Genomic DNA, 13,166 nt, shown 5'->3' with positions numbered 1-13,166 from the left:
ATGAATCGTCACCAATTAGCAAAAAGAATAAAGCGAATTATGGATCAAACCATCTATGAAAAAGGCTACATAACTCCTGTTGATGTATTTTTAAAACTGGATAAGCTCTCAAAACAAAATTATGAGGCATGGCGAAAAAAGCGGATCCCTTATTTGGAACGTGTTATGAGGGGCAATTTAAACCAGTTTTCTTTTATTATGAAAGAAATAAGGTTGCATGCACGGAAAAGGGAGCTAAAAGCTTCATGGACATCCTATAAATCTTGGGGAAAAGGACAGAAGGTGGATTTGACATTTTCTAAGAGCGGGAATCCAATCCTTGAAAAGGCTTATGCAACACATTATATCGATTCAAATCGTTTGAAAAAGAAAGGTGATTAAAATGGAATTAATGGATAAATTAATTTTTTCTTATTCTGATAACTCTTTTGAACATGCGTACTTTCTTGATTTATGGACAGGTGAAATCATTCTGGAAATGGAGGAATCAATGACTGGTGAAGAACCTAAGATTGATTGGGACGATGATGAATCAGCTGAACGTTATATAGAAATACCTAAAACAGATTCAAATGAAGGGTATCGACTCATGGTTGATTTTGCAAGACAAATAGATAATAGCAAATCAAGGGATTTCTTATTTGATGCGCTAGATCGCAGAAGACCTTTTCGAAGATTTAAAGATGCTGTCATTCAATTAGGTATTGAGGATGAATGGTATAAATTTGAAGACGCCTTTTTTAGACAAGAAATAAAAGATTGGATTGAGTTGAAGGGCTTATCATATAAAGAATTAAATGAAAAGTTTAAAGCAGGCCGTGGGGAAAAAAGCAATTGATCTATGTTAAAGCAAAAGTTACGGAACAAAACATGATACTTACTGCGATTCTTACGGGAAAATTGAAATTCTTACGGATGGTCATAGGAATCTTACGTGGTTGAGGCTAAAAAAGTCTTTAATAGAACATTTTCATCTCAAAAAACATCTCCGTTTTAAGAAAAACTCTAAATTTGTCCAATAATCCTCAGACATATCTATAGTTTTATTTGTTTGGAAACTAACTATTTTGAGATTTGAGGGAAGTACCTTCTTTTCTACTCTCTAAAATCCTTTTCCAACAAGGGCGGGCGTAATTTACTCAAATAATAAATATATGGGAAATCAAAGGCAATCAGCCTTATATTACTAAGCTGATTGCCATCTTTTTGGTTTATAGCTTACTTTTTCCGGAATGACGACTTAGATAATCACTAATTATATCTGCCAAAGCGCTAGTGGTATGTGTGAGTTCTTTATTCTATATATTGCCGCTATCCAATTTCCCCGATCCGCGGGGCTTTTTCTTGAATTTCATGAAAAACTCATAGACGATCGGGACGATGATGAGCGTTAGGATTGTGGAGCTTGTCAATCCTCCGATAACCGTAACGCCGAGTCCTTTGGAAATCAGGCCGCCGCCCTCTAATCCTATTGCAAGGGGTGCGAGGGCGCCAATTGTCGCAATCGCCGTCATTAAAATGGGGCGGAGTCGAGTGGTGCCGGCTTCCAAAAGGGCTTCCCTTGTTGAGAGACCTTCATTCTCTTTATGCTTCACACGATCGATTAAGACAATGGCGTTGGTGACTACGATCCCGATCAGCATCAGCGCACCGATCATGGCGGATATACTGATCGTTTCACCAGAGAGATAAAGCGCGAGTAAACCGCCGATAATGCTAAAAGGCAATGAGAACAGAATCGCAAACGGTGCGAGCGCACTGCCGAATGTAATGACCAAAATAAGATAAACGATCGCGATGGCGGCAAGCATCGCTAATCCCAGCTGAGTGAACGACTCATTGATTTGTTCGGTCACACCGCCAAAATCAATCGAGGCCCCGTCAGGCAATGACATCTTGTCTATTTTCTTCTTTAAATCGGCTGAGGCTTTGCCGACATCATCGGTTGTCAGTTTAGATGAAACGGACGCATAGAGTTTGCCATCACGCCGAGTGATTTGCTCAGGTGATTTGCCACTTTTAACCTTCATCACATCCGATAGAGTGATGTCTGGTCCCAAAGGTGTTTTGATTTTCGTATCCTTAAGATCATCGATGTTCTTATAATGTTGTTTATTAACCTGAACATAGACATTCACCTTTTTGCCGTCCCTTTGTATGGTTGTCAGAGCTGGCTTTTCTCCGACATTACTTAACATCATCCCAACCTGCGATGCCGTTAGGCCATACTGGCTTAACTTTGCTTGATCACTAACAAGTGTATATTGATCATACGGATGGGACAGGCTCGATTCGACATCTGTATAAGTGTCATCATCTTTCATTATATCCGTTAAATCTTTGACAGCCGTCTCAACATCTTTTTGATTTTCACCATAGACATATAGATTCAGGTCACTGCTGCCCGTCGTAGAGATATCCTGTGATTTCCATTCTCCCTTTCCAGTCATTTTTTGCAAATCCTTAATCACTTGCTCCTTTTCATGAGCGAAGTTTTGATAATCTTTATCATACTCAACAAAGAAGAGCCCTTGGTCAGAGCCGCCGGGATTCATTGGGTTGCCGCCGCCGACAGAATATTGAACTTTTGTAACGCCTTTGCGGTCCAAAAAGTAATGTTCAGCATCCGTCGCAATTTTGTTAATGTCCTTGTCGGTTTGACCAGGTTCTGGATTGAATGTGGCAACAACCATTTTCTGCTCATCGGACGGCAAGAAACTGACACCGATTAAGGGGACGAGGAAAATACTGCCTGCAAGCAGAATGATGGCGAGGCCAAACATGGTCAACTTATGGTTCAATGACCAGTTCAGGAGCGTTCTATAATAGCCTGCTAGTTTGCTTTTCTTTTGCTTTCTGTGGCCCTTTTGTCTGGTCAGATCCTTTTTAAAAAGTGAGTGAGCAAGCATCGGGACGACGGTGATGGCGATTAAGAGAGACGCCAAAAGTGAGAACACAATCGTCAAAGCAAACGGTAAGAACAACTCACCGACAGCACCCTTGACAAAGCCAAGCGGCAAGAACACGGCAATGGTCACAATTGTCGATGACATGATCGGGATAAACATTTGCTTTGTAGCCTCGCGAATGAGGTCAGCACCTTTCAGTTCTTCATCGGATCTGGTCATTCGCCTGTAGATATTCTCAATCACAACAATTGAATCATCGATAACACGGCCAATGGCGACCGTCATGGCTCCAAGTGTCATAATATTTAATGAGATACCCATCTGATTAAGAATAAGAACAGCAATCAATAGTGACAGGGGAATGGAAATAATAGATATCAATGTTGTCCGGATATTTCTAAGGAAGAGAAGAATGATCAGCACAGCAAAAATCGCCCCGAAAATCGCTTTGTTCAACATCGTATTGACCGATTCTTCAATAGGCTGGCCTTGATCAAATATAGGGACAACATTTAAACCCTTGAATTGCTTCTCCAGTTCCTTGTCCTTTTCTTTAACGTTATTCACGACATCGACCGTGTTAGCGTCAGCTGCTTTCACGATTTGAATGCCAATGGAGTCCTTGCCGTTCGTTCTTGATATCGAATCAACCTTATCAACAAGGTCAATTTTTGCAATATCACTAAGTTTAACAGTCGGCAAACCTTTTAAACCAACCATGTCAGAGCCCCGGCCATTTGGCGGCAATGAACTCCGGCTCTCCCCTTGAGGATCCGTTCCCGCGCCAGCCGTTTTCGGTGTTTGTGGTTGACCGGTTATAGGGATTCTTAGGTTTTTTAAATCCTTTAAGGTTGTGACATTGCCATCCACAACGACAGATTTTTCTTTGTTGCCAAATTGGTAAAGTCCAAGTGGGTATGTAACAGCTGATGCTTTAATAAGTTTTTGTACCGTTTCTTGATCCAAGCCATATTTCTGCATCTTTTTATCATCGAAAGTCAGATGCACCTCTTGAGTTTCTTGCCCGGCGATTTGGACGGAGGATACACCTTCAATGCCTTCTAACGCGGGGACAACATCTTTTTCGACACGCTTTGTTAACCCCGAAAGCGATTCATTATCATTCGTAACGCTTAGAGACATGATCGGAAAGGCGTTAAAACTTAGACGAGAAACTTCGGGTTTTTTGGCGTCGTCAGGCAGATGAAGCTTGGCAATTGTTTCTTTTACCTCTTGTTCTGCTTCGTCCATATCCTTTTTATAATTATATTCAATTTGAATGGAAGAGGCATTTTGGAACGAGGTTGAGCTCACCGCCTTAGCCCCTGGAAGATTTTGAACTTGCTGCTCAATAGGTTCAGTTACTTCCTTGGCAACCTCTGCCGGCGGTGCGCCAGGATATGTCGTGGTAATGGAGACGATTGGCGTTGTGATGCTTGGAATGGTCTCCATCTTCATATTAAAGCCTGCGTATAATCCAGCGACTGTAATAATAATTGTTAACAGCCAAACGGCAAATTTGTTTTTTAAACAAAAATTGATGATTTTATGCAAATAACGTCACCCCTTTTTAAGTCTCTATATCTTTGACTGACTTGTCACAGCATTTAAAATATAGCTGATTAGCCTTGTAAATACAACCCGGTTGAATGGAAGAATCTGAAAGGATTGTGACAAAAGAGAAGGTGTGATTAAAATAGGACAAAAGATTTATTTTTAAATTTTTTTTAAAAAAATAATCAGGGCAACTAATAACATTAAAACCAAGTATACCAATGGGTTTAAGGTATTTTAATACAAGAAACAACCAGATATTGATGATAAACGGGATGAAAACAGTGTTGACACCAGCCTTCAAGCTAAGTAAAATGAGAATCAATCAAATTACTATCCAGAGAGGCGAAGGGACTGGCCCGATGAAGCCCGGCAACCTGCAGATCGTGCAAGGTGCTAAATCCAGCAAAATGGCACACCATTTTGGAAGATAGGTGATACGTCGGACACTGAACCTTTCCATAATGGCAAAGGTTTTTTTCGTATTATCTTATATTTGAAAAAGAGGGGGATTCGGGTGGAACAAAATCAGTTTGAAAAAATTGCAGACCAAATCGAGAAACTATTATCAACGATGAAGTATGGCTCAATTACCCTTGTGGTACAAGATGGAAAGATTATTCAGCTTGAAAAAAACGAGAAAGTAAGAATCAAATAAGAGGCGCTGACTAGACAAACTAGAGGCGGACGGCATGATGAATGCTGTCCGCCTCTGTTGTTCGATTCAAAGCATAAAGGAGGTTAATAAATGTCTAATGTGACATACGACGGCTGGGATGAAAAACAGTTGGATGTTCCTGTCGAAGGGGATTTGAAAGGAAGCAGGCACGTCCTCGATTGGGCTTATAAAACCTATGGCGACGATATCATATACGCTTGCAGCTTCGGTGCTGAAGGCATCGTTTTAATCGACTTAATCAGCCAGATTGAAAGCCGGGCAGAGATTGTTTTTTTGGATACTGATTTTCATTTTAAAGAAACATATGAGTTGATTAATAAGGTAAAAGAGAAATATCCCAGTTTAAAAATTAATATGCAAAAGCCCGAACTGACACCTTCACAACAAGCTGATCAGTATGGCAGCGAATTATGGAAAACCAACCCTAATCTATGTTGCAACATTAGAAAAATCGAACCGTTGAAAAGGTCGTTATCCGGGAAAAAGGCTTGGATATCCGGATTAAGAAGGGACCAGTCATCGACCCGAAAGGATGTCGAATTTATTAATAAGGACAACAAGTTCGAGCTTATGAAAATTTGTCCGCTTATTCACTGGACTTGGGATGATGTTTGGCAGTATATCCGCGAAAATGATTTGCCTTATAACTCCCTCCATGATCATGGCTATCCAAGTATTGGCTGTGAATATTGCACATCCCAAGTGGAGGGACATAAGGATTCACGAGCAGGCCGATGGGCAAACCTTGAAAAAACGGAATGCGGCCTTCACTGGGATTAAAAGGAAGGAAGGATTAACATGCTGCTTCTGCTCTCGGTTTTCATTATTGCTTTCTTTTTCGCGGCCAACATCGGAGCAAGCGGTGCGGCAACTTCTATGGGCATTGCCTATAGCGCGCAGGCGGTGACGAGGCGAAGGGGTATATGGTTATGTGCCATCGGTATGTTTTTAGGTGCTATCCTCGGCGGTGGTGAAGTTGTCAAAACCTTAAGTGATGGGATTGTGCCGTCCTCGTCAGTCACACTTAACGTGACCTTGATGATTCTTATTGCTGCAGCTCTGACTTTATTTAGTTCGAATTGGCTTGGGATTCCCTTATCAACCAGTGAAGTTATTGTTGGTGCCATCGTTGGTTTGGGTCTCGCTTCCCATCAGCTTTACATCGGGAATTTGATTCTCATTTTAACTTTCTGGCTGCTGATGCCTGCGGTCTCCTTTTTAGCAGCATTTGGGTCAGCGCATGCCATAAACCGACTTAACAGGTATGAAAACAGGGTGAAGAAATGGCTCGTCATTATCGTTGTTGGCTTAGGATTCATAGAGGCCTTTTCGGCTGGAATGAACAATGTTGCCAATGCGATTGGCCCTTTGGTCAGCGTCGATTTATTAACCCCGTCAAATGGCATTCTGCTGGGAGGGCTATTCGTGAGTCTTGGTGCAGTCGTTCTTGGCGGGCGGACACTTGAAACCAATGGCAAAAAAATAACACCGCTAACACTTGTGGAAGGGGGATTTGTTTCTGGCACGACAGCCATATTGGTCATTGTCGCCTCGGTGCTCGGGGTGCCAGTGCCAATGGCGCAAATGACGACCTCTGCAATACTGGGGATCGGAACAGCCAAAAAGGGTTTCGGTCATGAACAAAAACGGATCGTCCGGAAAATATTAATTGTTTGGGCTGTTTCACCTGTAATCTCAACAGTGCTTTCATATGGATTGATTCAGGTTATTTTAAAAAATGATGTCTATACATTCGTTATCATGGCGGGTGTTTGCTTATCAACGATAGGATTATTAACACTTTACAAGATGTTTAATAAAGAAAACATCTCGAAAATTCAAAGGGAGGAATTGAAATGACAATAAATCAACCACACGGAGGAAAATTAATTAATAGATTACAATTAAATGAGGATGTCTCTCACATCGAGAAAAATCTCGATATAGACCGGATTGCTTTGAGTGATTTGGAATTGATTGCAAATGGAGCTTATAGCCCGCTTGAAGGATTTTTGTCGAAGGAAGATTACCAGTCGGTTGTTGATACAATGCGCCTCTCAAATGGTCTGCCGTGGAGCATTCCGATTACACTGCCGGTTACAGAAGATGCTGCGGCTTCTGTTGAGATTGGTGATAAAGCGACACTTAGCTATGAAGGAACTGTATATGGCACGATTGTTATTACAGAAAAATACCATCCCGATAAAGAACATGAGGCTGCTAAAGTCTATCGTACAACAGAAGTTGCTCATCCAGGCGTCAAAAAATTATATGAACGCGGCACAGTCTATTTAGCGGGGCCAATCAGCCTGATCAAGCGAGCTGACCGCCATCCTGAATTTCCGGATTATTATCAAGACCCGGCAGCTATCCGCGACCGTTTTCAAGCCTTTGGCTGGGAAAAAATCGTCGGTTTCCAATCACGCAATCCTATTCACAGGGCACATGAATATATTCAAAAGTCCGCCTTGGAAACTGTTGACGGCTTGTTCATTAACCCGCTCGTCGGTGAGACCAAAAGCGATGATATTCCCGCTGATATTCGGATGAAAAGCTACCGTGCCCTTATTGATAACTATTATTCTAAGGACCATGTGACCATCGCGGTCTTTACCGCGGCGATGCGATATGCTGGACCGCGTGAAGCAATTTTCCATGCCCTTGTCCGCAAAAATTTCGGCTGCACGCATTTCATTGTAGGCAGGGATCATGCCGGGGTGAAAAACTATTATGGCACGTACGATTCACAAAAGATTTTCTCTGAATTTGCGCCAAATGAATTGGGAATAGAGCCGCTGTTTTTTGAACACAGCTTTTACTGCAAAAGATGTGAAAGCATGGCATCATACAAAACATGTTCACATGATGATACAGAGCATGTCATTCTATCGGGGACAAAGGTTAGAGAATTGCTGCGCAATGGCGAACGGCCGCCAAAAACTTTCAGCAGACCGGAAGTCATCGATGTCTTAATAGAGGGACTCAAAGAAAGAGAAAAAGCTGGAATCACGTCATAAGGAGGATGTTAAAATGGCACAGCCAAAAAATATTGTGTGGCATGATGCGACCATTACTAAAGCAGATAGAGAAAAGCTAAATTGGCACAAAAGTGCGGTTCTCTGGTTCACCGGTTTATCCGGTGCCGGAAAATCTACAATTGCCAACGCAGTGGAAGCCCAGTTGTATGCGCTTGGCGCCAGAAGCTACTTACTCGATGGTGATAATATCCGTTCGGGTTTAAATAACAATCTAGGATTCTCAGCAGATGACCGGAAAGAAAACATCCGCCGCATCGGAGAGGTTGCGAAGCTGTTTGTCGACAGCAACGCCATTGTTCTCACTTCTTTCATCTCACCTTATATCAGTGATCGGCAAGAAGTTCGTGAGTTGGTTGAGGATAACGAGTTCTTTGAAATTTACGTCAAGTGTTCGCTTGATGAATGTGAAAAAAGGGACCCAAAAGGCTTGTATCAAAAGGCGCGAGCGGGAGAAATAAAAACGTTTACGGGGATTGATGCACCCTATGAACCGCCCGAATCACCTGAATTAATTCTCGATACGGAAAAAGAAACAGTTGAGGCTTCAGCGGAGCGGGTTATCAATCTATTAAAAGAACGGCTAGTGATTTAAGTTAAAGGGGGGTGCTTTCGCGATGGGAAAAGTGTATTTGGTTGGGGCAGGACCGGGAGATCCTGATTTGATTACTGTTAAGGGCTTAAAATGTATAAAGAAGGCAGATGTAATCTTATATGATCGTCTCATCAATGAGGAATTGCTGGAATATGCCGACCCGCAGGCAAATTTGGTTTATTGCGGCAAGCTGCCAAACTATCATACTATGAAACAGGAAACAATTAATCATTTCCTTGTAAGCTATGCCAGAAGCGGGAAGACAGTTGTAAGGTTAAAAGGCGGTGATCCGTTTGTATTCGGCCGGGGCGGTGAAGAAGCGGAAAGCCTTGCACAACACGGGGTTGCATTTGAAATCATACCGGGGATTACATCCGGTATTGCTGCCCCTGCGTATGCGGGGATCCCGCTGACACATCGCGATTTCAGCGGATCTGTCGCCTTTGTCACCGGCCACCGCAAACAGGGTCTGAAAGAAGATGAACACTGGGAAAACTTGAAAGCTATCGATACGTTGGCGATTTACATGGGTGTCAGCCAGCTTGCTTATATATCAGAACAATTATTAAAACATGGCCGTTCCGGGTCAACACCTGTTGCTCTTATACAATGGGGAACGACCAAAGAACAGAAAACCGTGACGGGGACGCTTGCGAACATGGCAGCAAAAGCGGAACAACATCATGTGAAAAATCCAACAATGATCGTTGTCGGCGAGGTTGTCAGGCTCCGTGAGAAATTGAGCTGGTTTGAGCAGCTGCATCCAGCTGAACCACTCAAAGAGGCCTTTTAACTGATGGATGCTGTCTTGTATATTGGACACGGCAGCCGTGTTAAGGCAGGGATTGATCAAGCTAAGCGATTTATCAGTTCATGCATGGAGACTTGCAGGATGCCCATTCAGGAAATCTGTTTTTTGGAGCTGGCTGAACCGGACATTCCGGAGGGCATTCGCCGCTGTGTTCAGCGTGGTGCCTCGCGTATCATTATCCAACCTGTCCTGCTTCTGGCAGCAGGACATATCAAAAAAGATATACCTGCGGAAATTGAGAAAGCGGCTAAGGATTATCCTGATATTACATTCATTTACAGCCATCCCTTTGGTGTACATGATATGATCATTGACATTTTAATTGAAAGGATCCAGGAACAAGGGGACGCTTTTTCTGATGATGCTTTCGTTTTGCTTGTCGGAAGGGGGAGCAGCGACCCATGTATAAAAACCGACTTTCAACAAATCAAACAAATGGTTGAGGGAAGAGGCATTACTCGGGCCTTCCCCTGTTATTTAGCTGCAGCTGATCCTTCTTTCGAGGAAGGTTTGGACTTTGCACAGGCAACAGGATATAAGAAAATCTTTGTCGTTCCTTATTTATTATTTACCGGGATATTAATGAAAGAAATGGAACAAACGATACGGGAACGTAATCAGGGCAACCAATCTTTTATCCTATGCCAATCGCTCGGCTATCATGCCAAGCTTAAGAAGCTGCTTAGTCGGCGCATAGAAGAATCTATTAGGAGCAATGATGATGAACAGCTATCCTATCATGCTTGATATAAGAGGGAAAAAAGCGGTGGTGATCGGCGGAGGAAGAGTAGCTTTTCGCAAAATAAGGGTTCTCTTAGATGCTGGTGCCTTGGTGACTGTGATTAGTCCGGAGGCTATAGAGCAGCTTGCGGCGCTTAGCGGCAATGGCAAGTTAAAATGGGTTCAAAGGGTTTTTGAATCTGAGGATATTAGCGATGCATTTATTGTCATTGCCGCGACCAATGATGCCAATGTGAACAGCAAAGCGGCTCAAATTGCCGAGGAGCATCAATTGATAAACGTCTGTGACCAGCCCGATCTTGGCAACTTCCAGCTTCCGGCTGTATTCAATAAAGGAAGATTATCCATTACGGTATCGACGGCTGGAGCAAGCCCGCTCCTTGCCCGGCAAATCCGGGATGACTTGGCGGGAAACTTTGATGAGCATTATGAAGATTATCTGGACTTTTTGTTTGCGTGCCGTGAAAGGCTGAAACTGAAAAGTCTTCATAATAGCCGGAAAAACCAGCTGTTAAAACAGCTTCTACAACCTGGCTACCGTTCACCTGACAGGCAGAAAGAAGTCATGATGAACTTCGAAGCATTTTGTAGAAGTAAATAAATCAAAGCCCCGGACAGCATTATCCGGGGCTTTGATGATTGCTATTCTTTATCCTCAAGTGCGGCTTTTAGTGCATCGGCCATACTGTTGCCGACTGATTCTTGTTGACCGTATTTTTTCATAAGCTGTCTTTCCTCACGTTTGTTAACAGCTTTTTTCTTTTTATCGGCTTTTTCAACAACATTGCATGAACGGCATTGGAAGTAGACGCCAGCTTCGCCGTTGTGAATTTCCATTCGTTTATGGCATTTCGGACAGCGCCGGTTTGATAGCTTCGGATCTTTCCGTTTGCGATGTCCGCATTCACGGCTCGAGCAGACAAGAATTCTTCCGTCTTTCCCTTTGATTTCCTTCATAAGCTCGCCGCATTCTGGACATTTGGACCCAGTTAAATTATGAGCCTTGTAGGATTTGCTGCTTGATGTAATCTCAGAAACAAGTTGTTTTGTTTGCTTGCGAATATTTGCTAAGAAGGCACCGGCATTTCCTTTGCCATGTGCGATGTCCTCCAGCTGATGTTCCCAGCGGGCGGTCAGCTTTGGTGATTTCAGCTCATCATTCACAAGGTCGATCAGCTGTTTCCCTTTAGGTGTTGGGTAAAGTCTGGCGTTCTTTCGTTCAACGACTTGACCGCTAAGCAAGCGCTCGATGACGTCAGCCCTGGTTGCCGGTGTGCCGAGCCCATACTTTTCCATACGCGTTAGCAAATCAGCTTCAGAGTACCTTTGCTGCGGTTCCGTCATTTTTGACGCGATATTAACGTCCTTAGTAGATAACGTCTGGCCATTTTTCAATTTTGCGAGATGGTGACCCGCCACCTTTTCATCATCTTTTCCTGTAACAGCTTTGAAACCTTTATCGATCACAGCTGTTTCTTTTGCTGTAAATGTTTCTCCTTCAACATCAAAAACCGCATGAATCGATTCATATTTATACGGAGGATAGAAGAGTGTTAGGAAACGTGTCGCTATAAGATCGTAAAGCTTTCGTTCATCAGCCGATAAATCTCCCATGAAAAGAGATTGATCCGTAGGTATGATCGCGTGATGGTCCGTCACCTTGGCGTCATTAAAGATCCTTTTGGCCGCCACTTTGCCGTGCTGTTTTAAAATCGGCTGTGTTTCTTTCTTATATACAGAGGAGATGGCCTTCAAGCGATCTTTCATTGTGGCTTCCATATCCTTGGTTAAATAACGGGAATCTGTTCTGGGATATGTGACAAGCTTGTGCTGTTCGTATAGCCGCTGCAGTACATTTAACGTTTGCTTTGCCGAAAAGCCAAAGCGGCGGTTAGCATCCCGCTGCAGTTCGGTTAAATCATAGGGAAGAGGCTGCGGTTCCGATTTTTCTTGTCTTTTAATATCTCGAATCACCGCTGATTTTCCACTTGTTTTGTCCTGAATCGACTCAGCTTTGTTCTGATCAAATAGCCGCTTTTCTCCGTTCTTTTCCCAGCTTGCGGTGAGCGGTCCAATGGCTGCTTGTATCGTCCAATATTCCTGTGGTTTGAAGCCCTGAATGTCTTTCTCCCGATCGAGAATCATTGAGAGCGTCGGGGTTTGCACCCGCCCGGCTGATAGCGGATCATTATATTTCGTTGTCAGCGCACGGGTCACATTCAGGCCGATCAGCCAATCAGCTTCGGCGCGGCATACAGCAGACTGATAGAGATTGTCATACTGCTTCGCCGGTTTCAACTGTTTAAACCCATCGCGGATCGCCCGGTCGGTTTGCGAGGATATCCAGAGTCGTTTCAGAGGCTTTTTCCAATGCAGCCGTTCGATGATCCATCTTGCCACGAGTTCTCCTTCACGGCCGGCATCAGTCGCTATAATAAGATCCTTCAAATCTTTTCTTTTAGCCAGCTGTTCAATGGCGCGGTATTGGTGGCTTGTTTGCCTAATCGTTTTTAGTCCCATCCGATTCGGAATGATCGGCAAATCCTCCATCTTCCATGTTTTATATCTTTTTTCGTAGTCCTCAGGCATTTTCAATTCAACAAGATGCCCAAGCGCCCATGTCACAATATACCCAGGCCCTTCAATATAGCTTTTCTTTTTATCTTTACAGCCAAGGACGCGCGCAAGATCGCGGGCAACGCTCGGCTTTTCAGCGAGTACTAATGATTTCATAAAGAACTCCTTTCAAGGCTTGAACCATTATATCTTATACTAGTATAACGGAAGAGGGGCTTTTCTTAAAATGAATGACGTTTGGAAACTTTCATTATTGGCTATTTCT

12 protein-coding genes and 1 riboswitch are annotated in these 13,166 nt (G+C 43.2%); of the genes, 10 read left to right on the top strand and 2 right to left on the bottom strand.

The window, feature by feature from the left end:
• Together EV207_RS17075 and EV207_RS17070 are read left to right on the top strand one after the other, a co-directional pair.
• Window positions 1-381 carry a hypothetical protein gene (locus tag EV207_RS17075; RefSeq protein ID WP_132747361.1) on the top strand — a complete coding sequence of 127 codons (381 nt, stop codon included), beginning with the start codon at window positions 1-3 and terminating at the stop codon, window positions 379-381.
• Between the two features lies 1 nt (window position 382).
• On the top strand, window positions 383-838 hold the full coding sequence (locus EV207_RS17070; protein WP_132747360.1) for a UPF0158 family protein: 456 nt from the start codon (window positions 383-385) through the stop codon (window positions 836-838).
• 460 nt (window positions 839-1,298) lie between these two features.
• On the opposite strand, the gene EV207_RS17065 is transcribed toward EV207_RS17070, so the two are convergent.
• On the bottom strand, window positions 1,299-4,463 hold the full coding sequence (locus EV207_RS17065) for an efflux RND transporter permease subunit (protein ID WP_132747359.1): 3,165 nt from the start codon (window positions 4,461-4,463) through the stop codon (window positions 1,299-1,301).
• Between the two features lie 330 nt (window positions 4,464-4,793).
• Window positions 4,794-4,900, top strand: a riboswitch (SAM riboswitch).
• A gap of 80 nt (window positions 4,901-4,980) precedes the next feature.
• Between EV207_RS17065 and EV207_RS17060 the strand changes: the two genes are divergently transcribed.
• The 8 genes from EV207_RS17060 to EV207_RS17025 all read left to right on the top strand — a co-directional run bounded on the left by EV207_RS17060 (window position 4,981) and on the right by EV207_RS17025 (window position 10,925).
• Complete coding sequence (locus EV207_RS17060) at window positions 4,981-5,121, top strand: YezD family protein (RefSeq protein ID WP_243647124.1); 141 nt, start codon at window positions 4,981-4,983, stop codon at window positions 5,119-5,121.
• A gap of 90 nt (window positions 5,122-5,211) precedes the next feature.
• Window positions 5,212-5,922 (top strand): phosphoadenylyl-sulfate reductase, encoded by a 711-nt coding sequence (locus EV207_RS17055; protein WP_132747358.1) that lies wholly within the window; start codon window positions 5,212-5,214, stop codon window positions 5,920-5,922.
• 18 nt (window positions 5,923-5,940) lie between these two features.
• Entirely contained in the window at window positions 5,941-7,002 is a 1,062-nt protein-coding gene (locus EV207_RS17050) for an inorganic phosphate transporter (RefSeq protein WP_132747357.1), read from the top strand.
• On the top strand, window positions 6,999-8,159 hold the full coding sequence (sat, locus tag EV207_RS17045; RefSeq protein ID WP_132747356.1) for a sulfate adenylyltransferase: 1,161 nt from the start codon (window positions 6,999-7,001) through the stop codon (window positions 8,157-8,159). The genes EV207_RS17050 and sat overlap by 4 nt, the downstream gene beginning before the upstream one ends.
• 13 nt (window positions 8,160-8,172) lie before the next feature.
• A complete protein-coding gene (gene cysC / locus EV207_RS17040) occupies window positions 8,173-8,772 on the top strand; it encodes an adenylyl-sulfate kinase (RefSeq protein ID WP_132747355.1) in 600 nt (199 codons plus the stop codon).
• A gap of 22 nt (window positions 8,773-8,794) precedes the next feature.
• Window positions 8,795-9,565 (top strand): uroporphyrinogen-III C-methyltransferase, encoded by a 771-nt coding sequence (cobA, locus tag EV207_RS17035; protein ID WP_132747354.1) that lies wholly within the window; start codon window positions 8,795-8,797, stop codon window positions 9,563-9,565.
• Between the two features lie 3 nt (window positions 9,566-9,568).
• Entirely contained in the window at window positions 9,569-10,330 is a 762-nt protein-coding gene (locus EV207_RS17030) for a sirohydrochlorin chelatase (RefSeq protein ID WP_132747353.1), read from the top strand.
• Window positions 10,305-10,925 carry an NAD(P)-binding protein gene (locus EV207_RS17025; protein ID WP_165886989.1) on the top strand — a complete coding sequence of 207 codons (621 nt, stop codon included), beginning with the start codon at window positions 10,305-10,307 and terminating at the stop codon, window positions 10,923-10,925. The genes EV207_RS17030 and EV207_RS17025 overlap by 26 nt, the downstream gene beginning before the upstream one ends.
• 41 nt (window positions 10,926-10,966) lie before the next feature.
• Here EV207_RS17025 and EV207_RS17020 read toward each other — a convergent pair whose 3' ends face one another.
• Window positions 10,967-13,057: a DNA topoisomerase III gene (locus EV207_RS17020; RefSeq protein WP_132747351.1), complete on the bottom strand. Its 2,091-nt coding sequence runs from the start codon at window positions 13,055-13,057 to the stop codon at window positions 10,967-10,969.
• Between the last annotated feature and the right edge of the window lie 109 nt (window positions 13,058-13,166).

It is taken from the genome of Scopulibacillus darangshiensis (genome assembly GCF_004341035.1).
Classification (GTDB): Bacteria; Bacillota; Bacilli; order Bacillales; family Sporolactobacillaceae; genus Scopulibacillus; species Scopulibacillus darangshiensis.
The sequence above is the reverse complement of the archived record's forward strand: the minus strand, read 5'-3'. Positions and strand labels throughout refer to the sequence as shown.

Coding starts and splice junctions, on each gene's coding strand:
- EV207_RS17075 (WP_132747361.1), top strand. CDS start 1: ATGAATCGTCACCAATTAGCAAAAAGAATAAAGCGAATTATGGATCAA.
- EV207_RS17070 (WP_132747360.1), top strand. CDS start 383: ATGGAATTAATGGATAAATTAATTTTTTCTTATTCTGATAACTCTTTT.
- EV207_RS17055 (WP_132747358.1), top strand. CDS start 5,212: ATGTCTAATGTGACATACGACGGCTGGGATGAAAAACAGTTGGATGTT.
- EV207_RS17050 (WP_132747357.1), top strand. CDS start 5,941: ATGCTGCTTCTGCTCTCGGTTTTCATTATTGCTTTCTTTTTCGCGGCC.
- sat (WP_132747356.1), top strand. CDS start 6,999: ATGACAATAAATCAACCACACGGAGGAAAATTAATTAATAGATTACAA.
- cysC (WP_132747355.1), top strand. CDS start 8,173: ATGGCACAGCCAAAAAATATTGTGTGGCATGATGCGACCATTACTAAA.
- cobA (WP_132747354.1), top strand. CDS start 8,795: ATGGGAAAAGTGTATTTGGTTGGGGCAGGACCGGGAGATCCTGATTTG.
- EV207_RS17030 (WP_132747353.1), top strand. CDS start 9,569: ATGGATGCTGTCTTGTATATTGGACACGGCAGCCGTGTTAAGGCAGGG.
- EV207_RS17025 (WP_165886989.1), top strand. CDS start 10,305: ATGAACAGCTATCCTATCATGCTTGATATAAGAGGGAAAAAAGCGGTG.
- EV207_RS17020 (WP_132747351.1), bottom strand. CDS start 13,057: ATGAAATCATTAGTACTCGCTGAAAAGCCGAGCGTTGCCCGCGATCTT.